Genomic DNA, 23,685 nt, shown 5'->3' with positions numbered 1-23,685 from the left:
GCGGGCCCCTTCTCCGCCCCAGGTCACACCAGTGGTATGAACCAATGTTCACCCATCTCGTAGCACGGATTGACTTCCTAACGGCAGAGCGAGGGTGAATAGTTGTGGCCTGCCCCCCCAGCATGCGCCGCTATCGTCTGGAGAGTCCGCCATGCCCCGAAGTGCGTCACGGCGCGCCGTGCTGGCTGCCGCCCTGGCAGCCGCAGCGGCCGGAGCCGCCCCGGCCGCGTCCGCCGCCGCGCTCAGCGCCCCCGTCGCCCCGGGCGGCACGGCCGGCCGGCCGCCGCTCGGCAGCTCCCTCGTCGACTACCACGGCTGGGCCTCCGCGCCGGCCTGGCGCCGCGGCAGTGCCCGCGGCACGAAGGTCGTCCCCGGCAGCCGCCCCGGCATCGTGATCGGCCGCCCCGCGGGCCGTACGGAGTACGCCGACCCGCACACCGGGACCACCGCCTCCTGGGAGTACGCCACCTGGACGTCCCCGGTCCACCGGCTCGCCCCGGCCGCGACCGAGGTCGTCGCCTCCTGGAACGCCGCCACCCCGGCCGGCACCTGGCTGATGGTCGAGCTGCGCGGCACGTACAACGACGGCGGCCGCACGCCCTGGTACGTGATGGGCCGCTGGGCCGCGGGCGACGGGGACATCCGCCGCACCACGGTCGACGACCAGTCGGACGGCAAGAGCAGCATCTGGACCGACACCTTCTCGGTCGACGACGCGGCGAGCGGACTGCGGCTCGTCGACTACCAGTTGCGGGTGACGCTCTACCGCAAGCCCGGCAGCGACGCGACGCCGCAGGTGTGGCGGGTCGGCGCGATGGGCTCGGACGTGCCGGACCGCTTCGAGGTGCCCGCGAGCACGCCGCGGCTGTCGCGCGAGCTGATCGTCCCGCGTTACTCGCAGAACATCCACGCCGGCCGCTACCCGGAGTACGACAACGGCGGCGAGGCGTGGTGCAGCCCCACCTCCGCGCAGATGATCATCGAGTACTGGGGCCGCAAGCCCACCGCCGGGGACCTGGAGTGGGTCAACCCCGACTACGACGACCCGCAGGTCTGCCACGCCGCCCGCTTCACCTACGACTACCAGTACGAGGGCTGCGGCAACTGGCCCTTCAACACCGCCTACGCGAGCACGTACCGCGACATGCACGGCGTCGTCACCCGGCTCGGCTCGCTCGCCGACGCCGAACTCCTCGTGGCCGCCGGCATCCCGCTGATAACGTCCCAGTCCTTCATCGAGGCGGAGCTGGACGGTGCGGGCTACGGCACGTCGGGCCACCTGATGACCGTCGTCGGCTTCACCAAGGACGGCGACGTCGTCGCCAACGACCCCGCCTCGCCGGACAACCCGGCGGTGCGGCACGTCTACAAGCGCCGCCAGTGGGAGAACATCTGGCTCCGCACGAAGCGCTACGACGCCGCCGGCAAGGTCCGCTCCGGCACCGGCGGCATCTGCTACGTGCTGTGGGGCAGCGAGATCACCGGTGCCCAGCAGGCCGCACTGGCCGCGGTCGGCATCCGCTGAACCGTCTGGGCGGGGCCCTCCGCAGCTCTGCGCAGGGCCCCGCCGAGGACGGCCGGTGCGTGCAGGGTGAATCCAGGGAGATCCGCGTCGGGCTGCTTGCCTCGGCATCCGCTCCGGGGCAGAGCTTGGTGACGCCCCAGGTGTCGAGTTCGTAGCACGCCCCGATCACCGGGAGCAGGCCCTGGGCCACCTTGCCGGCCACCGGCTGCTCGGGCAGGATTCCGTCCCGGATGCGGTTGCCGTCCCACAGCTTCGTCTCCGCCTGCGCGGGAGTCAGCGGCGCCCACGGCCAGTTGCGTGTGGCGGGTGCGGAGCACGTGGTGTCGCGGTCGCGGCTCCCGTGCCCAGGCCGATCTGGGCGCATGTGGCGTGGGCGTCATCGATCCACTGTCTGGAAGAATCTGGACCCGAACTGCACGCGGCGGCAGGCGTCTGGCGTCGGAACCGGAGCCGCCGGCGCGGATCGCCGGACGCCCCGGCCGGCGCCTGGCGTTCCGCCGCCGCGCGGACCTCGTGGTGGGAGTCGTGCGCGGTGACGCGCATCGCCTCCTCGTACGCGGCGAGCGCGCCCCGCATCGCCGAGCCGGCGAGCCCGCGGCGGCGTACGACCCCCTTGAGCCAGGTGAGGAAGCCCATCACCGCGAGCAGGCAGCCGCCCGCGGCCAGATACGGCACGACGTCACCCATGTACGGGGCAACTCCCGGTGCGCCCGCGGGGTTCCGCACGGTCAGCCCTCGACGAACTTCAGCCCGATGACGCCCGCGAGGATCAGCCCCAGGCACGCCAGCCGGGCCGGCGACGCGCTCTCGCCCAGCGCGAGGATGCCCACGGCGGCCACCCCCAGCGAGCCGAGCCCGACCCACACGGCGTACGCCGTGCCGACGGGCAGGCTGCGCAGCGCCATCGTCAGCACGACGACGCTCGCCATGGCCATCACCAGACCGATCGTCGAGGGCCAGAGGCGGGTAAGGCCGTCGGACTGATTCAGGGCGCTGGCCCAGACGAGTTCGAGGCCGGCGGCGATCAGCAGGAATATCCAGGGCACGGTGTCTCCCGGGTCGGTCGTTCGGGTGGTACGGGGAGGGGCGCGCGGAACGGCGGGCGGCCGCTCTACGCGGCGAAGCCGCCGTCGACGGCGATCGCCGCGCCGGTGATCTGCGCGCCGCCGGGGCCCGCGAGGTGCGCCACGGCGGCGGCGACGTCCTCGGGGGTGCCGTAACGGCCCAGCGCACTGAGGGCGCGGGCGGCGTCGGCGTCGGGGGAGTCGGCGGGGTTCATCTCGGTGTCGGTGTCACCGGGGTGGACGACGGTGACGGCGATGCCCTGCGGGCCCAGGTCGCGGGCGAGCCCGCGGGTGAGCCCCGTCAGCGCGGACTTGCTGGCGGCGTAGAGGGTCCAGCCCGGTATCGGCACCCGCTCGGCGAAGCTGCTGCCGATGCTGATGATCCGGCCGCCGGGGCCGAGGTGGCGGGCGGCCGCCTGGGAGGCGAGGAAGACCGCGCGGACGTGGATGGCGAGCACCGCGTCCACGTCCTCCCGGCGCACCTCGGCCAGCGGCCCGTACGGCGCGATGCCCGCGTTGTTCACCAGCACGTCCAGCCGGCCGAGTTCGGCGGCGGCGCGGTCGACCGCGGCGACGACGGCGTCGGGGTCCGCGGCGTCGGCCGCGATGGCCAGTCCCCGCCGGCCGGCCTTCTCCACGGCGCGTACGACCTCCGCGGCCCGTTCGGGAGAGCGGTGGTACGTGAGCGCCACGTCGGCGCCCTCCTCGGCCAGCCGCCGCGCGATCGCGGCGCCGATGCCGCGGCTGCCGCCGGTGACCAGGGCCGTCCGGCCCGCAAGCTGCGTCATGTTCGTTCCCTTCGATATCCGGAGAGTTCTCCGGTTGGTGCCTTCGAAGAGTAACCGGAGAACTCTCCGGATGCCAGCGAGAACCGGAGAAGTCTCCTGTTCGCTATCCTCCGGGGAGGAGGGAGCGCAGGTGACACAGGACGACGTGACCAGTCGGCGGCGGCCGGCCGGCGCCGAGCTGCCCCTGGCCGGCGGGCCGCCGGCGGAACGCGCGGACGCCGCGCAGAACCGCCGCAGGATCCTCGCCGCCGCGGCCGCGATGGTCGCCGAGCGCGGCCCCGACGCGCTGTCCATGGACGAGGTGGCCAAGGCCGCGGGGGTCGGCGTCGGCACCGTCTACCGCCGCTTCGGCGACCGGGCGGGGCTGGCGTACGCGGTCATCGACGACCGCGAGGTGCAGTTCCAGGCCGCGTTCCTCCAGGGCCCGCCGCCGCTCGGCCCCGGCGCATCCGCGCCGGAGCGCATCCGCGCCTTCCTGCACGCCCTCGTCGACCGCACCGAGGACCAGCTCGGGCTGCTGCTCGTGGCCGAGATGGACTCCGCCGACGCCCGGTTCACCGAGGGCTCGTACGAGCTGTACCGGCAGCACCTCGCGCTGCTCGTCGGCCGGATCCGGCCGGAGGCCGACGTGCGCTGGCTCGCCGACGCCCTGCTCGCCCCGCTGGCCGCCAACCTCTACGGCTACCAGCGCCGCACCGGCGGCATGAGCGTCGCCCGCGTCAAGGCCGGCTACGACGACCTGCTCGCGGGCCTCGCGGCCGACGGCGGTGCCGCCGCCCCCTGACCTCGGAACCCGAGCCGGTCAGTGGCCGGTTCGGTACGTACCCCGTCTGTCTCGGCGTACCGCCGATCGGGCATACTCCCCTTCACCGCAGCCTTACATGCCGGCCCGCCGCAATCCGGCGGGGCAGCATCGGGCTGCACGAACACAACGGGCGGCGCCGCCATATCCCGGCCGGGGCCGCCGTCGACAGCGCCGTACGCGCGCCCGGCGAAGAGGAGTGCACCGCATGGCCGTACGTGGTCCGCTGCCCGTGGAACGCGAGCTGCCCACCGAGGAGTCACGCGACCTGCTGGCCCTCGTCCGCGAGCTGGTCCGGCGGGAGATCGCTCCCGTGGCCGCAGAAGAAGAGGAAGCGGGCCGCTTCCCCCGGGAGTTGTTCACCACCCTGTCGGAGTCGGGACTGCTCGCGCTGCCCTACGCGGCGGAGTACGGCGGCGGGGAGCAGCCGTACACGGTCTACCTGCAGGTGCTGGAGGAGTTCGCCGCCGCCCGGCTGACCGTCGGTCTCGGCACCTCCGTGCACACCCTCGCCACCCACGCGGTCGCCGGCTACGGCACCGAGGAGCAGCGCAAGGAGTTCCTTCCGGCCATCCTCGGCGGCGGCCTGCTCGGCGCGTACTGCCTCTCCGAGCCCGCTTCCGGCTCCGACGCCGCCGCCCTGACCACCCGGGCCGTACGCGACGGCGACACGTGGACCCTGGACGGCACCAAGGCGTGGATCACCCACGCCGGGGTCGCCGACTTCTACACCGTCCTCGCCCGCAGCGGCGGCCCCGGCGCCGGCGGCATCACGGCCTTCCTCGTGCCCGGCGACGCCCCCGGGCTGACCGCCGCGCCGCCGGAGAAGAAGATGGGCATGAAGGGCTCGCCCACCGGCCTGCTGCACTTCGACGGGGTACGGATCCCCGACGCGCGCCGCATCGGCGAGGAGGGGCAGGGCTTCGCCATCGCGCTCGACGCTCTCGACTCGGGCCGGCTCGGGATCGCGGCGTGCGCGATCGGGGTGGCGCAGGGGGCGCTCGACACGGCGCACGGATACGCGCAGGAGCGGCAGCAGTTCGGCCGGCCCGTCGCAGACTTCCAGGGGCTGCGCTTCCTCCTCGCCGACATGGCGACGCAGATCGCGGCCGGGCGCGCGATGTACCTCGCCGCCGCGCGGCGGCGCGACGCCGGCCTGCCCTTCGCCCGGGACGCCGCGATGGCCAAGCTGTTCTGCACGGACGCGGCGATGCGGGTGACGACCGACGCCGTGCAGGTGCTCGGCGGCTACGGCTACACGGCGGACTTCCCCGCGGAGCGCTACATGCGCGAGGCGAAGGTGCTGCAGATCGTGGAGGGCACCAACCAGATCCAGCGCGTGGTCGTCGCGCGGCACCTGCTGGGTGCCGAGACGGACCGGGGATAACCGGGGTGCGGCAAGCCGGTCCGTAGCGCGTCGGAAGCGGCGGGGCGGGGCCGTGACGCGGCCGGGTGCCGCGGGGCGGTGCCCGGGCGTTACCTGCGCCGGCGCATCCCCGGCAGCCGCCGCAGCACCGGCGCGTTCCCCGTGCCGCCGACGTGCGAGAAGGGCTGGCGACGCCAGTCGAGGCCCTCGGGCAGGGTGAGCAGCACGGCCGTGTCCTCGGCGCGGGCGTCGAGCCGCGCGTCCTCGGGCACGGCGGCCGAGAGCGGGCTGCCGGAGCCGGTGCACACGGTCAGGCCGAACGGGTTCGCCGGGGTGACGCGGGCGTGCTCGGGAAGCACGTCCTCGCCCTCCAGCAGGGCGATGGGCTGGACGCAGTCCGGGCAGAGCACCCGGAAGATCAGCGAGGTCTCGGCGTAACTGCCGCCCTCCTCGTCGTCGACGGCGTCGGGATCGACGAGCTCGACATGCTCGGAACGGCGCATGCTGCTCCCCCTCAGGTTGGGCCACCTGGACGGTCACGTGGTGGTCTCGACCACAGCAAGGATTTCCCTCGCTGTCATCCGAATAATCGTCCGCAGGGTCCCCCTCGCTCCCCGATGGACTGTGGCCTTCGTCACACGCCACCGTGTGCGCCCCGTGCGCCCCCGAAGGCGCCCTCCCCGGCCGCCCGGCGGCCCCGGATGTACCTGACCGCCGCAAACGAAGTAGGTTGATGCGTTGTGGAGGAGTTGGACAGGCACATCGTGGAGCTGCTCGTCAGGGACGGGCGGATGAGCTATACGGACCTGGGCAAGGCCACCGGCCTGTCCACCTCCGCCGTGCACCAGCGCGTGCGGCGGCTGGAGCAGCGCGGTGTGATCCGCGGCTACGGCGCCATCGTCGACCCGGAGGCCATCGGCCTGCCGATGACCGCGTTCATCTCGGTCAAGCCCTTCGACCCCAGCGCCCCCGACGACATCGCGGACCGGCTCGCCGAAGTCCCCGAGATCGAGGCGTGCCACAGCGTGGCGGGGGAGGAGAACTACATCCTCAAGGTGCGCGTCGCCGCCCCGGCGGAGCTGGAGGACCTGCTCGCCCGCATCCGCTCGCTCGCCGGCGTCTCCACCCGCACGACCGTCGTGCTCTCCACGCCGTACGAAGCCAGGCCGCCGCGCATCTGACGGCGCGGCGCCCCCGATCCGAATCCGAGGCACCGCAGCCGTGACCGCCGACCGCCCCGCCGCCCGACCCGCGGAAGCCGCGAACTCCGTGCCCTCCCGGGCCGGTTCCGCCCGCCGCACCGTGCTGCTGCGCGGCGGCACCGTCCACAGCCCGGCCGACCCGTTCGCCACCGCCATGGTCGTCGAGGGCGACCGCGTCGCCTGGGTCGGCTCCGAGGGTGCGGCGGACGGCTTCGCCGGCGCCGCCGACGAGATCGTCCACCTCGAAGGCGCCCTCGTCACCCCGGCGTTCACCGATGCGCACGTGCATCTGACCGCCACCGGGCTGGCGCTGACGGGGCTCGACCTCTCCGGCGCCACCGGGCTGGCCGACGCGCTGGCCCGGATCCGCGCGTACGCCGCCGAACGTCCCGCGGACCGGGTGCTCATCGGCCAGGGATACGACGAGACCGGCTGGCCCGAGGGCCGCCCACCGGCCCGCGCGGAACTCGACGAGGCCGCCGGCGGCCGCCCGCTCTACCTCACCCGCGTCGACGTCCACTCCGCCGCCGTCAGCACCGCCCTGCTCGACCTGGTGCCCGGCGTCGCCGGCCGCGACGGCTACGCCGCCGACGCGCCGCTGACCCGCGACGCCCACCACGCCGTACGCCGCGCCGCGTACGCCGCCATGTCGCCCGCCCAGCGCGCCGCCGCGCAGGGCGCCGCCCTCGACCGGGCCGCGGCCGTCGGCATCGGCTCCGTGCACGAGTGCGCGGGCCCCGACATCAGCGGCGAGGACGACTTCGCGGCGCTGCTCGCGCTCGCCGCCGAGCGGCCGGGGCCGCGGGTGACCGGCTACTGGGGCGAGGCCGTCACCGGCCCCGCGGACGCCCGGCGCGTCCGCGAACTCGGCGCCTTCGGCGCGGCCGGCGACTTCTGCGCCGACGGCTCCCTCGGCTCCCGTACCGCCCACCTGACGCAGCCGTACGCCGACCGCCCCGGGCACCGCGGCAACGGCTACCTGGACGCCGCCGCCGTCGCCGCCCACGTCGCCGCCTGCACCGAGGCGGGGCTCCAGGCGGGGTTCCACGCCATCGGGGACGCCGCCGTGGCCGCCGTGGTCGCCGGTGTACGGGCCGCGGCCGAGCGGGTCGGCCTGGACCGCGTACGGGCGCTGCGGCACCGCGTGGAGCACGCGGAGATGCTCACCGCCGAGACCGTCGCCGGGTTCGCGGAGCTGGCGCTCACGGCGTCCGTGCAGCCGGCGTTCGACGCCGCCTGGGGCGGCGAGGAGGGCATGTACGCCCGCCGGCTGGGAGCGGAGCGGGCGCGGGCCCTCAACCCGTACGAGGCCCTGCTGCGCGCCGGTGTGCCGCTCGCCCTCGGCTCCGACGCCCCGGTGACCCCGCTCGACCCCTGGCGCACCGTCCAGGCCGCCGCGTTCCACCGCACGCCCGAGCACCGCATCTCCGCCCGCGCCGCCTTCACCGCCCACACCCGCGGCGGCTGGCGGGCCGTCGGCCGTGACGACGCCGGGGTGCTCGTGCCCGGCGCGCCCGCGGACTACGCCGTCTGGGCGGCCGGCGACCTCGTCGTACAGGTGCCCGACGAGCGGGTCGCGAACTGGTCGACCGACCCGCGCTCCGGCACCCCGGGCCTGCCCGACCTCACGCCCGGCGCGGAACTGCCCGTGTGCCTGCGCACCGTCGTGGCCGGAAACACCGTCCACCCGGGGCCGATCGGGTGAGTTAACGATCTTCGATAGGCCGAACGAAGGCCGTCCCGGGCGTAGGACCGCGGCCTGATTTCGGGACTGACCAGCCGCTTCGGCAAAACGCCACAGGTGACACGGCTGTTGACACGCAACGGGCAACGGCGGGTAGTTTCGGCCGAGTCCACCACAGGACGTCCGGCTGGATCACCTCCGCGCAGTCGTGGAACGCTCTGGGCCACGGATGGTGTGCCGCACCGGCGCCCCATCGCAGGCAGCCAGGTCCAGGACTCCGGCACGGGGGCGAGGGAGGATGGCATCCGTCGGGCTGGTGTGACCCCGGGTGGGGCCCGGACGCTCAGTAGACAACGGCCCTCGGTCGATCCGCAGCCAGCGGGTCCCAGGTCGGACCGAAGGGCGCCGGGCCCGATCCGCAGCGGCGACGGCCGGGCGGGCACGGCCCCGCGAACCACCGGCCGCCGCTCCCGATTCCCCTTCCTCCGCGGCTCCGCGGCCGTCCCGGTCATCTCCCCGGACCGTCCCGCGGTACCGTTGCGCACCGCCTCGGTGCCGGACTCCGCCGGACTCTGGCTATGGTGGGCGTCCGTCCCGCGCGGCCGTGTGCGCGCGTGGACGGCTCGAGCGGGAATTGCGGAAGGGACGGCAGTGACAGACGGGGTTCAGGGGCGCTACGGCCCGCCGGGCGGGATCCTGGTGATCATCCCCACGTACAACGAGGCCCTGAACCTCGAGTCGATCGTCTCCAGGGTGCGGGCCGCGGTGCCGGACGCCGACGTCCTGGTCGTCGACGACAACAGCCCGGACGGCACCGGGAAGCTCGCCGACGAGCTGAGCGCCGACGACGCGCACGTGCACGTGCTGCACCGGGCGGGCAAGGAGGGCCTGGGCGCGGCGTACCTGGCCGGCTTCGGCTGGGGCCTGGAGCGGGACTACGGCGTGCTGGTCGAGATGGACGCCGACGGCTCGCACCGGCCGGAGGAACTGCCCCGGCTGCTCACCGCGCTCAAGGGCGCCGACATGGTGCTCGGTTCCCGGTGGGTGCCCGGCGGCCGGGTCGTCAACTGGCCCAAGTCCCGGGAGTTCATCTCCCGCGGCGGCAGCGCCTACTCGCGGCTCTGGCTCGGGCTGCGCATCCGGGACGTCACCGGGGGCTACCGCGCGTTCCGGCGGGAGACCCTGGAGGGCATCGGGCTGGCGAACATCGCCTCGCAGGGGTACTGCTTCCAGGTGGATCTGGCCCGGCGGGTGGCCGACGGCGGCTACCACGTCGTGGAGGTCCCGATCACCTTCGTCGAGCGCGAGCGCGGCGACTCCAAGATGAGCAAGGACATCTTCGCCGAGGCGGCCTGGCGGGTGCCCGCCTGGGGCGTACGGTCCCGGCTGGGGCGGATTCTCGGCCGCAGGCACACTTGAGTCATGAGCGATCGCATTCCGCAGCCGTACGAGGACCCGGCAGGTTCCGACGACCGGGGGGCGGGCCCCGGCGGCCCGGGCCGCCGCGGCGGGCCCGGTGACGGCCACGGCCGCCCGCCGCGCAGGCGCCGCTCGCTCGCCCGCACCCTGGCCCCGCTGGGCGTCGCCGCCTGGGCGCTGCTGGAGCTGTGGCTGCTGATCATGCTCGGCTCCCGGATCGGCGTCCTGGGCGTCTTCGCGGTGCTGGTGGGCGGGCTGATCCTGGGCTCGGTCGTCATCAAGCGGGCGGGCCGGCGGGCATGGCGCTCGCTCGCCGAGCAGCTTCAGCGGCAGCAGCGCGGGGAGGCGCCGGAGCCGGACCGCGCACGCGGCTCCGGCAACGGGCTGACGATGCTCGCCGGGCTGCTGCTGATGGTCCCGGGCCTGGTCACGGACGCGGCGGGGCTGCTCCTGCTGCTGCCGCCGGTACGCGCGCTGGTGCGCAGGAGCCTGACCCGCGCGATCGAGCGCTCGGCCTCCGGGAGCGACCTGGGCCAGGCGTACACGCAGGCGCGCATCCACCGCCCGGACGGCAAGGTCGTCCAGGGCGAGGTGATACGGGACGAGGACGAGGACCGGCCGCCGGAGCGCTGAGCCCCGCCGGCCGGTCCGCGCCCGTCCGTCCAGTCACCCCGGGCCCGGCCGCCCGCACGGCGTACGGGCCCGGAGGCCACCATGCGCCGGCCACCGTTTCCGGGCATCGGCAAGGGCCCGTCCCACTGCCGGCGGGACGGGCCCTTGCCGATGCCGTTGTTCCGGAAGCGGCGCCGCGCCTCAGGCCGACTTGCGGCTGTCGCGCGGATGCACGGCGATGTTCATCGCGCCTGAGCGCAGTACCGCGAGCCGCTCGGCCAGGACCTCTTCCAGCTCGTCGCGGGTGCGCCGCTCCATGAGCATGTCCCAGTGCGTCCGGGCGGGCTTGACCTTCTTCTCCTCCGGTCCCTCGCCGTCGACGAGCAGCGCCTGGGCGCCACACGTCTTGCACTCCCACTCCGGCGGGATCTCCGCCTCGACCGAGAACGGCATCTCGAACCGATGGCCGTTCTGGCATGCGTACTCCACCGCCTGGCGCGGGGCCAGGTCGATGCCGCGGTCCGTCTCGTAGCTGGTCACCACGAGTCGCGTGCCGCGAAGAGCTCGCTCACTCATGAATCGTTGCCTCCCGGGCTTGTCGCCCACAGGACAGGTGTCGCTGTCGTCGTCATCCGGTCAACGTCCGGTCGGCGATGAAGATTCCCGTTCCGGGACATGCGTCGCCCGTCGTGCCGCCCCATTGCTTCTACCCACAGGCGTCCGCTTTGTCACGTGTGACGGAGATGTCACCGACTGATTTCATCTCACTGCATGCTGTAACGGTCCGCCTGCCGAGCCGGAGGCGTACACTACCGCTCCGCGCCAGGAGGCACATAATTCACCTCGCGGGTGTCGCGTCGCGCTCCGCCCCGCAGGACCTCCCCGGGCCCGGCCGACGCCGGTTCCGGGATCGCGAAGACGCGCAGGAAGTACTGGGCCAGCGGTCCGATCGCGAGGGCGTAGACGACGGTGCCGGCGCCCACCGCGCCGCCGAGCACCCAGCCCGAGGCCAGCACGGTGATCTCGATCAGGGTGCGGACCAGCCGGACGGACAGGCCGGTGCGCCGGTGCAGCCCGGTCATGAGGCCGTCGCGCGGGCCGGGGCCGTAGCGGGCGGAGATGTACAGCCCGGTGGCCACGCCGTTGAGGACGACGCCGCCGAGCATCTGCGGGATCTGCAGGGCCAGGCCGTGCACGTCGGGCAGCAGCGCGAGGGAGGCGTCCATGGCGACGCCGATCACCACTACGTTCGACACCGTGCCGAGCCCCGGGCGCTGCCTGATCGGTATCCACAGCAGCAGCACCGCAGCGCCCACCACGATCGTCGCGACGCCCATCGTCCACCCGGTCTGCTTGCCGAGCCCCTGGTGGAAGGTGTCCCACGGATCGAGCCCGATCCCGGCGCGCACCATCAGCGCGCAACTCAGCCCGTACAGGGTCAGGCCGACGTACAGATGCGCGAGCCTGCGGGCCGTACGAGATCCCCTCCAGCGCGACAAGACTGGCTCCCCTCTGGTCCTGTTGGATGGCTGCATGCCACTATGTGGACTGGGCTTGTGCAGGTGATATGGCCAATCAGGGAAAGGTGGCCTGGTTCTCATGGCGGAATGGACGTCGGCCGTCGGTGCGGTTCAGCTCGCGCGGCTGCTGCGGTCGCAGGAGAGCGCGGGCGCCGTGGCCCTCGACCGGCCGGGCCGCCGCGTGCCCGCGTACCGCGCCCTGGCCGACGGCGTGCGCCTGCTGGTGCTCGAAGGGCGCATCCCGGTGGCCACCCGGCTGCCCGCCGAACGCGAGCTGGCCGCCGCCCTCGGCGTCAGCCGCACCACCATCGCCGCGGCGTACGAGCACCTGCGCGCGGCCGGCTTCCTCGAATCCCGCCGCGGCGCCGGAAGCTGGACCTCCGTGCCGGCCGGGCATCCGCTGCCCACCCGCGGCCTGGAGCCGCTGCCGCCGGACGCCACCGGCTCGATGATCGACCTCGGCTGCGCCGCGCTGCCCGCCCCCGAGCCCTGGCTCACCCGCGCGATGCACGGCGCCCTGGAGCAACTCCCGCTCTACGCCCACACCCACGGCGACTACCCCGCCGGGCTGCCGGGCCTGCGCGCGGCCATCGCCGAGCGGTACACCGCCCGCGGGGTGCCGACCATGCCCGAGCAGATCATGATCACGACCGGTGCGATGGGCGCGATGATCGCCCTGTGCCGGCTCTTCGCCGGCCGCGGCGAGCGCATCGCGGTGGACTCGCCGAGCTACGCCAACATCCTGCAGCTCATGCGCGAGGACGGCGCCCGGCTCGTACCCGTGGCCATGGGCGAGGGACTGACCGGCTGGGACGTCGAGACCTGGCGGCAGACCCTCCGCGACGCCGCCCCGCGGCTGGCGTACGTCATCCCCGACTACCACAACCCCACCGGCGCCCTGGCCGACGACGACCAGCGCCGCGCGCTCGTCGACGCCGCCCGCCGCGCCGGCACCGTCGTCGTCGCCGACGAGACGATGAGCGAGCTGCGCCTGGACGACACCGGCGAACGCCCCCGGCCCGTCGCCGCGTACGACCCGGCGGGCTCCACCGTCGTCACCGTCGGCTCGGCCAGCAAGGCGTTCTGGGCGGGCCTGCGCATCGGCTGGGTGCGCGCCGCGCCCGAGGTGATCCGCAGCCTGGTCTCCGCCCGCGCGTACGCCGACCTCGGCTCGCCCGTGGTGGAGCAACTGGCCACCACCTGGCTGCTGGAGGGCGGCGGCTGGGCCGCGGCCACCGGCCTGCGCCGTTCCCAGGCCCGCGCCAACCGCGACGCGATCGTCGCCGCACTGCGGCGCCATCTGCCCGACTGGGAGTACACGGTGCCGCACGGCGGGCTGACCCTGTGGGTGCGCACGGGCGGTCTGTCCGGCTCGCGCATCGCCGAGGCGGGCGAGCGGGTGGGCGTACGGATCCCGTCGGGCCCGCGGTTCGGGGTCGGCGGTGCCTTCGAGGGGTACGTGCGGCTGCCGTTCACCGTCACCGGGGCCGTCGCGGAGGAGGCGGTCGGCCGGCTCGCGGCGGCGGCCCGCGCCGTGTCGGAGGGCGGCGGGCCCGTGGCGGCGGAGCCGGCGGGGGCGTTCATCGCCTGACCGGCCATGCCGGCCGGGGCCGTTCGTCCGCCGGCGTCAGCCGCCGGTCTGCTCCGCCGCCGTACCGGCCGCGGAGCCGCCGGCCGGCGGCTCCGGCAGCAGCTCCAGTACCGCGCGGCGCAGCGCCTCCGGCGTCTCGCGGTGGTGCGGGTCGGGCGTCGCGGGTACCTGCAGCCGGTGCACCTCACCCTGGCCGAGGCGTACGTAGCCCCGCCCCGGCGGGACCTCGTACACCGGCGTGGTGTGCGGCGGGGCGCCGAGGACGGAGGCGATCTGCGCCGCCGAGGCGGGGCCCAGCACGACGCGGGCGCGGGTGTGGTCCCGTACCGCGGGTCCCAGCGAGGCGGCGCAGTCGAACTGGTCCGCCACCACCACGGTGACGTTCGCCGCCCGCCCGTGCCGCAGCGGCACCTCCAGCAGTGCCTGCGGATCCTCCCGCCCGGCCGCGGCGGCCAGATGGCTCAGCGCCGCGGGCCGGTCCACGACGATCCACAGCGGCCGCGGCCCCGCCGCCCGGCCGCCGTCCGCCGCGTCGCCCCCGGCGGCGACCGGGCGCTGCAGCCGGCGTTCCGTCTCCTGCGCCGCCCAGCGCAGCAGCGCCAGCGCGCCGGCCACCGTGGACTCCACCCCGAGCACCCCGGGCCGCTCCGCCAGGAAGGCGAACTCGCCCGCGCAGCCGCCGTCGACCACCAGCACCTCGCCGTGCGGCAGTGCCTGGAGCGCCAGCGACCGCAGCAGCGTCGTCGTGCCGGTGCCGGGCTGGCCGAGGGCGAGCAGATGGGGCTCGGTGGAGCGCGGTCCGGTACGCCACAGCACCGGCGGCTCGTCCCGGTCGCCGGCCTCCGTGCGCACCGGCAGCGTCCGCCGCACGCCCTCGGCGTCGGTGAAGCCGAGCACCGACTCGCCGTGCGCCGTGACGTAGGGCTGCGCGCCGATGTCGGCGGGCAGCGGGTCGAGGACGGCGAGGTCGAGGCGGTTGTCGTCCTCGTGCCAGTCGAAGAGGTACTCGCGCCCGCGTCCGCACTTGGCGTACAGCAGTTGCTCGATGCGCGCCCGGGACTCGGGCTCGCCGTCGCGGAAGTACGGCGGGTAGCGCAGCCGCAGCGCGGTCAGCCGGTCGTCGCCGTCGAACTCGGCGTCGCCGAAGACCTGCTCGATGTCGCCCTCGTGGGCGTAGAGCGGGTGCGGGTCGTCGGGGGAGGAGAAGTACGGCACCAGCGCCTCGTACAGCGCCGCCAGCCGCTCCTGCCGCCGGGCCGCCGCGTCCGCGTCCGCCGCCGGGTCCTTCCCGCCCCGGTCGCGGCCGGCCCACACCGCCGCGGCCAGCAGCGCCACTGCGGCGGCGAGCGGCCCGTACGGCATCAGGTACACCAGCAGCAGGCAGGCGCAGGCGAGGAAGGCCGTCGGCCCGCGCCGCTCCTTCGGGGTCGCGCTCCAGCGCCGCCGGGCAGCGGCCGCGAGCCGGCCCGTGCCGCGGGTCACGACCACCACGGGACGCAGTACGTCCGCGGCGCCGTCCGCCGCCGTCCTGGCCGCCTCGCGGCCGCGGGCCGCCGGGGGCGGCTCGCGGCCGGGCAGCCGGGCCAACGGTCGTCGCATGCGTCGGGTCTCCGAGTCCTGGACGGGGGCGGGACGCCGGCGGGGGCGCCCTAGAGCTTGATGCCGCCCAGGAGGCTGGCGAGGCTCTGGCCGCCGGCCTTGATGCTGGGCGCGATCGCGGTGCCCGCCAAGTAGAACCCGAAGAGGGCGCAGACGATGGCATGTGACGGCTTCAGCCCGTCCTTGCGGAAGAACAGGAAGACGATCACTCCCAGCAGGACAACGCCTGAGATCGACAGAATCACGGAAATCTCCAGGGGCGACGGAGCCGTCAGAGGTCGTTTGCCAGCCTGACAGTGAGATTTACCGAGGAAAAGCGGCAATTGGGTGATTTGCCTCGCGCTCACCCGAGTGGCCGGGGAGCGGTCGCCGCCCCGCGCCGGCCGTGCTCCGGCGGCGGGCCGCGCCCTCCCGCGCGGGCCGCGTCACTCGTCCAGCCGCGGCTGGTGCGCGGGTGCCGGGCAGACGCGGCGGCCCTGCTGGTCGAAGACGTACAGGTGTTCCAGGTCGATCAGCAGCGGCACGTGCGTGCCTGCCCGGACCTGGACGTCGGGCCCGGTGCGTACGACGAGGTCGCCCCCGGCGATCGCGGCGCGCTCGGCGCTCTGCGGCGGCGCGGCGGGCACCCGGGGCTCCTCCAGCACGCCCACCGCCCCCTCGCCCCGGTCGTCCTGGCCGAGGGCGTGGAGATGGGCCACCGCCCTGTCGCGCAGCCGCCCGAGGACGGTGCCCTCCTTGTTCTTGCGGTGGCCGCCGGGCGCGGTGTCCGTACGCGGGCCTTCGAGTGCCGGTACGAGGGCCGCGCGCGAGCCGGTGTTCAGATGCAGCAGCGCCTCGTGGCCCAGGTACTCCACGTGCTCCACGATGCCGCTCATCGCGCACTCGCCGGCACGCGCCAGCGATGGCCGGGCGATGCGCACCGCCTCGGAGCGCAGACCGACGATCACCGGCCGGCCCTGCTGGATGCGGAGCATCTGGTGGTCGGGGGAGAGGGGTTCGGGCAGCACCAGGCTCTGCCGGCCGAGGTCGATCGTCATGCGGCCGGGCAGCGCGGCGTGCACGACGGCTTCGAGGAGGTTGATCCGCGGGGTGCCGATGAACGCGGCGACGAAGATGTTCTTCGGCAGCGCGTACGCCTCCCGCGGCGAACCCACCTGCTGGAGCACGCCGTCGCGCATCACGGCGATCCGGTCGCCCAGCGACATCGCCTCGGCCTGGTCGTGTGTCACGTAGACCGTGGTGACCGCCAACTCGCGGTTGAGCCGGGCGACTTCCGCGCGCAGGTGGTTGCGCAGCTTGGCGTCGATGTTGGACAGCGGCTCGTCCATGAGGAACGCGGTGGGCTCCCGCGAGATCGCCCGGCCGATCGCGACGCGCTGCCGCTCGCCGCCGGAGAGCTGCGCGGGGTAGCGGTCGAGCAGGTCCTCGATGCCGAGCAGCCGGGCGGTGGCGTCCACCCGCGGGCCGACGTCGCCGCGGGCCTCCAGCTTCAGCGGGAAGCCGATGTTGTCGCGGTTGGTCATCCGCGGATAGAGGGCGAAGTTCTGGAACACCATCGCCATCCCGCGCTGCCCGGGCGCCAGTTCGGCGGCGTCCTCGCCGTCGAGCAGCAGCCGCCCCTCGGTGACGGACTCCAGTCCTGCGATCATGCGCAGCACCGTGGACTTGCCGCATCCGGAGGGGCCGAGCAGGACGACGAACTCGCCGGGCTCGATATCGAGCGAGAACCGGTCGACGGCCCTGATGCCGCGCTCGTAGACCTTGGTGACGCCGTCCAGTGATATCGCACGTGACATGGTGTTTTGTTCCGTATTTCGGCGACAAGGATGCGGTAGGGGTGCACAGTTGGATTACGGGCCCCGAAAGATAGCGAAGTTCACCCGGGCTGGGAACGCCTTGCGCAGCCCGATACGCCGGCCGGCGGGCGAATCCGCCGGAACGGGCCCGTGGCCGCCCGTACGGGGGCGGTCAGAGCAGTTCCCGCTCGTCCGCCAGGACGAGCCGGGTGCCGCGGCCGTCCTCCTCGCGGGCCTGCTCCAGCCGCAGCCGGGCGGTCTCGCGGCCGCCGAGGGTGAGGGTCATCAACTGGTTGCCGAACCACGGGCCGCCCGTCTTGCGCCACTCGATCGGCGGGGCGGCGAGCCGGCCGTGCCGGGCGAGGACCCGGCCGAGGAGCCGCCCCGCACGGCTCCAGCCGAAGCGGAAGCCGGCCCTGATGGGAGCGGGGACGCTGTTGTGCATCGGCGAGCAGGTGAGCTGCGCGACCACCGGACGCGCGCCTGCGGGACCGGCCGCCTCCGGCCACCGCGGCTCGGCCACGTAGGCGTGGTGGACGTCGCCGGAGAGCACGAGCACCGAGGCCGGCGCCCGGTCGCCACGGCCGACTTCGGCGATGAGGTCTGCCAGTTCGGTGAAGGACCGCGGGAACGCCGCCCAGTGCTCCAGGTCCGCGCGCCGCCGCAGTTTCTCGCCCAGCCGCGCCCAGCGCGCGCCCCGCTCACCGGCGCACAGCGCCGCGTTCCACCCCTCGGCGTCGTGCACCGCGGGCGGCAGCAGCCACGGCAGTGACGTGCCGATCAGGAGGTGGTCGTACGCGCCCGGGTCGGCCAGCGCCTGCCGCCGCACCCAGTCCATCTCGTCCGGGTCGACCAGCGTGCGGCTCTTCTCCTCCAGCACCCGCGCGGCGCGCGAGTCGACCATCAGCAGCCGGGTGCGCCCGAGGTCGCGGCGGTAGCTCCAGCGGACGGCGGCCGGGTCGGCGTCGGCGCGCTCGGCGAACTCCCGCAGCGGCTCCGTGGCGTCGCCGGCCTCGCGCACGGCCGCGTAGAGCGGGTCGGCCGCCAGCTCGTCGGGGGAGAGGTTGCCGAGGTGCTGGTAGACCCAGTACGACATCAGCCCGCCGAGGATCCGCTCGCGCCACCAGGGCTCGGCGCGGATCTCCTCCAGCCAGGAGGCGGAGGTGTTCCAGTCGTCGATCACGTCGTGGTCGTCGAAGATCATGCAGGAGGGCACGGAGGCCAGCAGCCGGCGCACCTCGGGGTCGAGCCAGGACTCGTCGTAGAGGTGGGTGTACTCCTCGTAGTCCGCGATCTGGTCGCCCGGCGGCACGCCGGGGTCGCGGCGTCCTGCGAGGTACTCGCGGGTGGCGGCGGAGGTCTCGTCCGCGTACACCTGGTCGCCGAGGAGGAGCAGGATGTCGGGGCGCTCGGCGTCCGGGTCCGTGTCCAACCGGCGCGACAGGGTGTCGAGGGCGTCGGGTCCGACGGGATCGTGGCCGCCGCCGGGCTTGGCTGCCCAGCGGCAGGAGCCGAACGCGACGCGCAGCGCGGTGCCGGGGCGCGGGGTCCGGATGGTGCTCGCCGGGGCGCCGGGCAGCGGCCAGACCTCGTGGCCGTCGAGGAGCACGCGGTACGGGGTGGGGACGCCCGGCGTCAGCCCGGTCACGGTGATCAGCGCGTAGTGGTGGCCGCCGACCTGCCAGGTGCGGGAGCTGCCGCCGGCGCCGTCCGCGCAGCGGACCTGCGCCTCGCACGGGCCGCCGGTCTCCACCCAGACGGTGGCGCGGGTGTCGTCGGCGTACCGCAGCAGCGGCCCGAGCCGCAGTTCCGCCATCGTCGCCTCCTCGTCCCGGTGGCCGGGCGCCACTGCGGGGGAACGCGCGGACCCGCCGGGAGGTTCCGTGGGGCGCGGCGGCTTCGTACCGGAGGCGGTCAGGCGACGGCCGGGGCGGGGTCGGCGCGCCCGGGCACGAGCGACTCCAGCAGGGCCAGGCAGCGGGCGAAGGACTGCCACTCGCGGTCCCGGTCGCAGTCCCCGCCGGCGCCCACGTCCGCCGGGCCGCCGGTCCCGGCGGGCGCGGTGAACCGGGACCACACGGCCTTGCCGAACGGCCCCGGGGCACTCCATCCCCACGCGTCGCTGAGCGTCGCCACTATCTGCAGCCCCCGCCCGGACTCGGCGACCTCGTCGGCCTCGCGGGGCGCCGGCACGCCCTCGCCCGGGTCGAAGACCGCGCAGACGACCTCGCCGCCGCGGCGGACGAGGGTGAGGGTCACCGGCTGCGGCTCGGCGACGGGGAGCGGCGGGCAGCCGGGCACGCCGTGGCGTACGGCGTTGGTCACCAGCTCGGAGACGACGCACTCGACGCTGTCGGTCAGCTCGCCGAGATCCCAGTCACGCAGCGTCGCGCGGACCGTGCGCCGGGCTTCGGCTATCGACCGCGGGTGGGCATCGAGGGCGCAGGCAGCGAACGCCGATGCCTCGGCCCGCTCGCCGAAAGCTGCCGCCATGCCGATTCCCCGATCGATGCTGTCGCCTTGGAACGTGCTGGTTGTTCAATGGTGAGTGATATGGACCTCCGGATGCAAGTACAGATGCACTTTCATCCGCAAGGACAGGTGCACGTCCCCCGGCAAGTCGGGCATACGGGCCGCACCGGTCCCGGCGGGGTGGATCGGGGGACGCGTCCGGCGCCCGGTCAGTCACGCAGCGCGTTCGCCGCCGTCGTCGTGTAGGTCTCCACGGCGTCGACCCCCGCCTCGTGGGAGTCGTGCCCGTCGGAGAGGACGGCGACGAGCAGGGTGTGGCCGCGGTGTTCGACGCGGCCGATGCTGTTGATGTCCCACAGCCCGGTCGCCGAGCGTGGCAGCCAGCCGTTCTTCAGCGCCGCCTCCCCGGCGTCGTCCGCCGCCGCGGACACGCCCCAGCGCTGGTCGTCGACCACCGAGGCCATCAGCTTCTCGACGTAGTGGCGGGAGTCGCCGTTCAGCGGCGAGCGGCCGTCGCCGTACACCGCTTCGAGGAGCGCGAGCTGGTCGGACGCGGTGGTCTGCGTCAGCCCCCAGGTGCCGCCGTCGCCGGGCTCGGTCTCGGTGAGGCCGAGGCGGCGGTTGGCGTCCGCGAGGCCGGAGCCGCCGCCGATGTCCGACCAGAGCGCGTCGGTGGCGTCGTTGTCGCTGCTGCGTATCATCTCCGCCGCCAGCTTCTTCTGCGCGCCGGTCAGCGTGCCGCCGTCGTCCTGGGCCTGGAGCAGCAGGGCGGCGAGGATGTCGACCTTGACGATGCTCGCGGTGTCGAAAGAGCCCTTGCCCGAGGCGTGCGCGGCCCGGGCGCCCGAGTCGAGGTCCGCCACCGCGAGGTCGTACGCCCCGGCCGGCTTCGGCAGCGCCTTGAGCGCCTTCGTCACGGCCTGGTCCGCGGAGGGAGCAGAGGCCGGAGCCTTCCCGGTCGCCGGCGCGTACTGGACGTAGCGCGTGCGGGACGCACCCGCGGCCTCCGCGGCGTCCCCCACGAGGGGAGCGGAGGACGACGCGGTGGCGGCGATCAGGGCGAACGTGCCCGCGGCGACCGCCGCGGCGCGCAGCGTGGGGAGATTTCTCGACACGCTGCCGGAGGTTAGGCCACCCGAGTGCGGAAACGACTGGGAATCAGATGAACATCCGATGAGAAAACGGGCGCCCATGGCATTTATCCGGACCCGGCGTGATGACCCGTACGCCGCCGGTCAGCGGATGACCGACACGATGCGGCAGGCGGCCTCCGCGAGGCCCCGGTCACCGGCGACCCCGGCGCGGGCGAGCGCTGCCTCGGGCTCCACGCCCCGTACGCACAGCCGCCAGGCGGTCTCCGCGTCGAGCCGCACCAGCGCGTCCGGCTCGCCGTCCCCGGGCGGTGCGGCCAGCGACCAGCGGGTGCCGCCCGCCGGGCCGGGCCCGGTGGCGGTCGCCGTCCAGGCGCCGCCGGCCGGTCCCGGCACCGCCATCGCGACCCGGGTCCCGGGCGGCGCGGCGGTGTCGCGCAGGGTGTGCGGCAGCGCCCGCATGAAGGTGTCGAGCACCGCGGCCAGCGGGCCGGCCTCCGGGTCGGTGGGCAGACCCGCGGCGTGCCGGATCTGCTGCCGGTGCGTCCAGAACTCGGTGAAGTCCCGCGCCACGTCCAGCCAGCGCGGCGCCGGCTCGGCGCCCGCCCACGACACGCCCAGCGACGGGCCGCGCAGCGGGTCGCCTGCGAAGTGGGCGGCGACACCGGCGCCGGCCGCGTCGAGCGCGCCGATCAGCGAAGCGGGGCTGACCCGGGCGTGGGCGTCGACCCACTCCTGGTTGATGCGGTGGATGAACGTCTCCAGCGGCTCGCCGGGCGCGGGTGCCGGGCCGCCGGTGTGCCCGTCGCGCTCGCGGGCGAGGCGGCCGTAGAAGTCGCCGAGGAGGTGCGCGGCCACGTCGTGCACCGTCCAGCCGGGGACCGCCTCGCGCAGCCAGTCGTCCGGCCGCAGCGCGTGCAGCGTCGACATGAGCGCGCGCTGCTCGGGGGCGAACAGCGGCCGGGTGTCGAGGGGCGGGCCGAGCCGGGGAAGGTCCGGCTCCGCGGGGTTCACCTGCGGTTCCATGGCCGGATCGTGCCATCAGCGGGCGGTGCGCGGCCAACCGGTTACGGCCCCCGCGGCCCGGCCGGTCAGAAGAGGCGGGTGAGCGCCGTGGCGTCCACCGCGTGCAGCGGCTCCTCGCCCGCCAGCAGCCGCAGCACCTCGGTGACCGCCGACTCGCCCAGCCGCTCGCGGCATTCGGCCGTGCCCGCCGCCTGGTGCGGGGTCAGCAGCACGTTCGGCAACTGCCGGAACGGGTGCCCCGCGGGCAGCGGCTCGGCGTCGAAGACGTCGAGGGCCGCGTCGATACGGCCGTCGCGCACCTCCGCGAGCAGCGCGTCCTCGTCCACCAGCCACGAGCGCGCGGTGTTCACCAGACCGGCACCGTCCGGCAGCAGCGCAAGCTGCGGCGCGCCCAGCATCCGCCGGGTCGCCTCGGTGGCCGGGGCGTGCACCGCCACGATGCGGCTGGTGCGCAGCAGCTCGTCCAGCGGCAGGAGGCGTACGCCCAGCTCCGCCGCGTCCGCCTCGGACAGGAACGGGTCGGTCACCGACACCCGCGCGCCGAAGGCGCGGACCAGCTCGATGTACGCGCGGCCGGTACGGGAGGCGCCGATGACGCCCACCGCGCTCGCGCCCAGCTCGTGCCGCAGCGGCGCCTGGCCGGCGCTCTCCCAGTGGTCGCCGCGGCGCATCGCGTGGTCGAAGCGGTGGATCCGGTGCAGGAGCGCGAGGCTGAAGGCGAGCGCGACCTCGGCCACCGGCCGCGCCATCGCGTCGCCCGCCTGCGTGACCCGTACGCCGCGCAGGAAGGCGTCCTCCGTGACGTACGGGGCGACGGCGGAGCCGGTGTGCGCGAGGAGTTCGAGGCGGTCGGCCACTGTGAGCAGCCCGGCGTCGAGCCGCGGCGCGCCCCACGCGGTGACCAGCGCCCGGGCCCCGGGCAGGGCGGCGGCGAGCGCCGCCCGGTCGCGGTGCTCGTCGAGCACCGTCAGCTCAGCGGCGTCCGCCAGCCGCCGCCACACCGCGTCGGTGAAGAACTGCGCGCGCAGCTCCGGCGGTACGCACACCACTACCCGGTCCCGGCCGGCGCCGCGGTCAGCGGAGCCAGTCATCCAGGTGCTCCTTCACGAAGTCGTCGTCGGTCAGCCACGGGTACGCGGCCGCCACGCGGGTCAGCTCGTCGGCCTGCCCCGGCGAAAGCACCTCGCCGGGGTCGAGGCACCAGGTGCCCGCGAGCAGCCCCTGCCGCCGCAGCACCTCGTGTACCCCGGCGATGCAGCCGCGGAACCCGCCGCGTACGTCGAAGACCGCGCTGTTGGCGTCGGTGACCTGCGGCCGGCGCGTCAGGCAGCGCAGCAGCGCCTCGTGGTCCCCCGCGCGGGCCCGGCGCACGTCGGCCAGCAGCCCGGCCGCCGGCCGGGTCCACACCGCCCACTGGCCGAGGAGCCCGCCGGCGAACCAGCGCCGGCCCCCGGCCGTGTCGTACGGGGTGAGGAGGTCGCCGGCGATGTCGTCGTCGTTGCCGGTGTAGAGGGCGACCTCCGGGCCGCGGTCGGCGCCGGCGACCGCGCGCACCACGTCCGCGGTGCGGTAGCGGTCGAACGGCGCGATCTTGATGGCCGCCGTCGAGGGCTGGTCGGCGAGCGCCGCCCAGAACGCCGGGGACAAGTACCGTCCGCCGACGGCCTCTTGCAGATAGAAGCCGATGACCGGCAGCACCTCGCCCACGGCGCGGGCCCGGTCCAGCAGCCCCTCCTCGTTGGCGCCCGGCACCGCGGGACTGAGCAGCACGGCGTCGTAGCCGAGGGAGGCGGCCAGCTCCGCCTCGGCGACGGCCTGCGCGGTGTAGCCGCAGGCGCCGGCTATCCTCACCGCCGGCCGGCCCGAGGCGGCGGCGCTCTCCGCCGCGGTCTCCGCGGCGAGTTCGAGCACCGGGCGCAGGAGACCGACCTGCGGCTCGCGGATCGCGAACTGGGTGGTGTGCACGGCGACGGCGATGCCGCCGGCGCCGGCGGCGAGGTAGTAGCGGGTCAGGGCGCGCTGGCGGCGCTCGTCCAGGTGCCGGTCCGCGGTCAGGGCGAGGGGGTGGGCGGGGATGACGGCGCCGTCGGCGAGGACGTCCAGCGGGGTGGGGCGCTCGGTGGGCATG

Annotated in this window: 23 protein-coding genes; 8 read left to right on the top strand and 15 right to left on the bottom strand. The window is 74.9% G+C overall.

The genetic code is table 11. From position 1 onward, the window contains the following. Window positions 1-151: 151 nt before the first annotated feature. Window positions 152-1,525 (top strand): peptidase C39 family protein, encoded by a 1,374-nt coding sequence (locus FB457_RS27260; protein WP_186462052.1) that lies wholly within the window; start codon window positions 152-154, stop codon window positions 1,523-1,525. 273 nt (window positions 1,526-1,798) lie between these two features. Here the strand turns inward: FB457_RS27260 and FB457_RS35425 are convergent, their stop codons facing one another. The 3 genes from FB457_RS35425 to FB457_RS27245 form a co-directional block, all read right to left on the bottom strand. Beyond that, window positions 1,799-2,212: a hypothetical protein gene (locus FB457_RS35425; protein ID WP_186462051.1), complete on the bottom strand. Its 414-nt coding sequence runs from the start codon at window positions 2,210-2,212 to the stop codon at window positions 1,799-1,801. Between the two features lie 41 nt (window positions 2,213-2,253). Further along, window positions 2,254-2,571 (bottom strand): DMT family transporter, encoded by a 318-nt coding sequence (locus tag FB457_RS27250; RefSeq protein WP_047019538.1) that lies wholly within the window; start codon window positions 2,569-2,571, stop codon window positions 2,254-2,256. Window positions 2,572-2,636: 65 nt separating this feature from the next. Then, window positions 2,637-3,377: an SDR family NAD(P)-dependent oxidoreductase gene (locus FB457_RS27245; protein WP_047019539.1), complete on the bottom strand. Its 741-nt coding sequence runs from the start codon at window positions 3,375-3,377 to the stop codon at window positions 2,637-2,639. Window positions 3,378-3,507: 130 nt separating this feature from the next. On the opposite strand from FB457_RS27245, the gene FB457_RS27240 reads away from it, so the two are divergent. Together FB457_RS27240 and FB457_RS27235 are read left to right on the top strand one after the other, a co-directional pair. Beyond that, the gene (locus FB457_RS27240; RefSeq protein WP_047019540.1) at window positions 3,508-4,161 is read left to right on the top strand and encodes a TetR/AcrR family transcriptional regulator; all 654 of its coding nucleotides are present in this window, start codon (window positions 3,508-3,510) and stop codon (window positions 4,159-4,161) included. Between the two features lie 226 nt (window positions 4,162-4,387). Continuing rightward, complete coding sequence (locus FB457_RS27235; protein ID WP_145783592.1) at window positions 4,388-5,566, top strand: acyl-CoA dehydrogenase family protein; 1,179 nt, start codon at window positions 4,388-4,390, stop codon at window positions 5,564-5,566. 89 nt (window positions 5,567-5,655) lie between these two features. Here FB457_RS27235 and FB457_RS27230 read toward each other — a convergent pair whose 3' ends face one another. Continuing rightward, window positions 5,656-6,048, bottom strand: a complete 393-nt coding sequence (locus tag FB457_RS27230) for a hypothetical protein (RefSeq protein ID WP_047019542.1) — start codon at window positions 6,046-6,048, stop codon at window positions 5,656-5,658. A gap of 237 nt (window positions 6,049-6,285) precedes the next feature. Here FB457_RS27230 and FB457_RS27225 point away from each other — a divergent pair, with 237 nt between their 5' ends. The 4 genes from FB457_RS27225 to fxsA all read left to right on the top strand — a co-directional run bounded on the left by FB457_RS27225 (window position 6,286) and on the right by fxsA (window position 10,483). Further along, complete coding sequence (locus FB457_RS27225) at window positions 6,286-6,726, top strand: Lrp/AsnC family transcriptional regulator (RefSeq protein WP_018835479.1); 441 nt, start codon at window positions 6,286-6,288, stop codon at window positions 6,724-6,726. A 40-nt stretch (window positions 6,727-6,766) separates the two neighbouring features. After that, window positions 6,767-8,452 carry an amidohydrolase family protein gene (locus FB457_RS27220; RefSeq protein ID WP_145783590.1) on the top strand — a complete coding sequence of 562 codons (1,686 nt, stop codon included), beginning with the start codon at window positions 6,767-6,769 and terminating at the stop codon, window positions 8,450-8,452. A gap of 630 nt (window positions 8,453-9,082) precedes the next feature. Beyond that, complete coding sequence (locus FB457_RS27215; RefSeq protein WP_047019544.1) at window positions 9,083-9,850, top strand: polyprenol monophosphomannose synthase; 768 nt, start codon at window positions 9,083-9,085, stop codon at window positions 9,848-9,850. A 3-nt stretch (window positions 9,851-9,853) separates the two neighbouring features. Continuing rightward, window positions 9,854-10,483 carry an FxsA family membrane protein gene (fxsA, locus tag FB457_RS27210; protein ID WP_047019545.1) on the top strand — a complete coding sequence of 210 codons (630 nt, stop codon included), beginning with the start codon at window positions 9,854-9,856 and terminating at the stop codon, window positions 10,481-10,483. A 180-nt stretch (window positions 10,484-10,663) separates the two neighbouring features. Here fxsA and FB457_RS27205 read toward each other — a convergent pair whose 3' ends face one another. Both FB457_RS27205 and yczE read right to left on the bottom strand, forming a co-directional pair. Further along, window positions 10,664-11,038 (bottom strand): RNA polymerase-binding protein RbpA, encoded by a 375-nt coding sequence (locus FB457_RS27205; protein WP_026276152.1) that lies wholly within the window; start codon window positions 11,036-11,038, stop codon window positions 10,664-10,666. A 233-nt stretch (window positions 11,039-11,271) separates the two neighbouring features. Beyond that, window positions 11,272-11,997 (bottom strand): membrane protein YczE, encoded by a 726-nt coding sequence (yczE, locus tag FB457_RS27200; RefSeq protein WP_347613055.1) that lies wholly within the window; start codon window positions 11,995-11,997, stop codon window positions 11,272-11,274. Window positions 11,998-12,061: 64 nt separating this feature from the next. On the opposite strand from yczE, the gene FB457_RS27195 reads away from it, so the two are divergent. Next, window positions 12,062-13,573, top strand: a complete 1,512-nt coding sequence (locus FB457_RS27195; RefSeq protein ID WP_047019546.1) for an SCO1417 family PLP biosynthesis transcription factor — start codon at window positions 12,062-12,064, stop codon at window positions 13,571-13,573. A gap of 36 nt (window positions 13,574-13,609) precedes the next feature. On the opposite strand, the gene FB457_RS27190 is transcribed toward FB457_RS27195, so the two are convergent. The 9 genes from FB457_RS27190 to FB457_RS27150 all read right to left on the bottom strand — a co-directional run bounded on the left by FB457_RS27190 (window position 13,610) and on the right by FB457_RS27150 (window position 23,684). Continuing rightward, complete coding sequence (locus tag FB457_RS27190; RefSeq protein WP_145783588.1) at window positions 13,610-15,172, bottom strand: hypothetical protein; 1,563 nt, start codon at window positions 15,170-15,172, stop codon at window positions 13,610-13,612. 50 nt (window positions 15,173-15,222) lie between these two features. Next, entirely contained in the window at window positions 15,223-15,417 is a 195-nt protein-coding gene (locus FB457_RS27185) for a hypothetical protein (protein WP_018835487.1), read from the bottom strand. A 180-nt stretch (window positions 15,418-15,597) separates the two neighbouring features. After that, window positions 15,598-16,968 carry an ABC transporter ATP-binding protein gene (locus tag FB457_RS27180; RefSeq protein ID WP_047019548.1) on the bottom strand — a complete coding sequence of 457 codons (1,371 nt, stop codon included), beginning with the start codon at window positions 16,966-16,968 and terminating at the stop codon, window positions 15,598-15,600. 172 nt (window positions 16,969-17,140) lie between these two features. Next, window positions 17,141-18,784: a DUF7800 domain-containing protein gene (locus FB457_RS27175; protein ID WP_145783586.1), complete on the bottom strand. Its 1,644-nt coding sequence runs from the start codon at window positions 18,782-18,784 to the stop codon at window positions 17,141-17,143. Between the two features lie 98 nt (window positions 18,785-18,882). Next, window positions 18,883-19,461, bottom strand: a complete 579-nt coding sequence (locus FB457_RS27170) for an ATP-binding protein (RefSeq protein WP_047019549.1) — start codon at window positions 19,459-19,461, stop codon at window positions 18,883-18,885. A gap of 188 nt (window positions 19,462-19,649) precedes the next feature. Then, window positions 19,650-20,555, bottom strand: coding sequence for a serine hydrolase (locus FB457_RS27165; protein ID WP_145783584.1), 906 nt, complete (start codon window positions 20,553-20,555; stop codon window positions 19,650-19,652). A gap of 120 nt (window positions 20,556-20,675) precedes the next feature. Further along, a complete protein-coding gene (locus FB457_RS27160; RefSeq protein ID WP_047019551.1) occupies window positions 20,676-21,557 on the bottom strand; it encodes a maleylpyruvate isomerase family mycothiol-dependent enzyme in 882 nt (293 codons plus the stop codon). Window positions 21,558-21,622: 65 nt separating this feature from the next. Then, window positions 21,623-22,648, bottom strand: coding sequence for a hydroxyacid dehydrogenase (locus tag FB457_RS27155; protein WP_145783581.1), 1,026 nt, complete (start codon window positions 22,646-22,648; stop codon window positions 21,623-21,625). Next, window positions 22,632-23,684 (bottom strand): beta/alpha barrel domain-containing protein, encoded by a 1,053-nt coding sequence (locus FB457_RS27150; RefSeq protein ID WP_145783579.1) that lies wholly within the window; start codon window positions 23,682-23,684, stop codon window positions 22,632-22,634. Before FB457_RS27150 ends, FB457_RS27155 begins: the two co-directional genes overlap by 17 nt. Window position 23,685 lies beyond the last annotated feature (1 nt).

Source organism: Streptomyces sp. CNZ287, from assembly GCF_007827615.1.
Note: the sequence above shows the minus strand (reverse complement) of the source record. Positions and strands in the feature narration are given on the sequence as shown.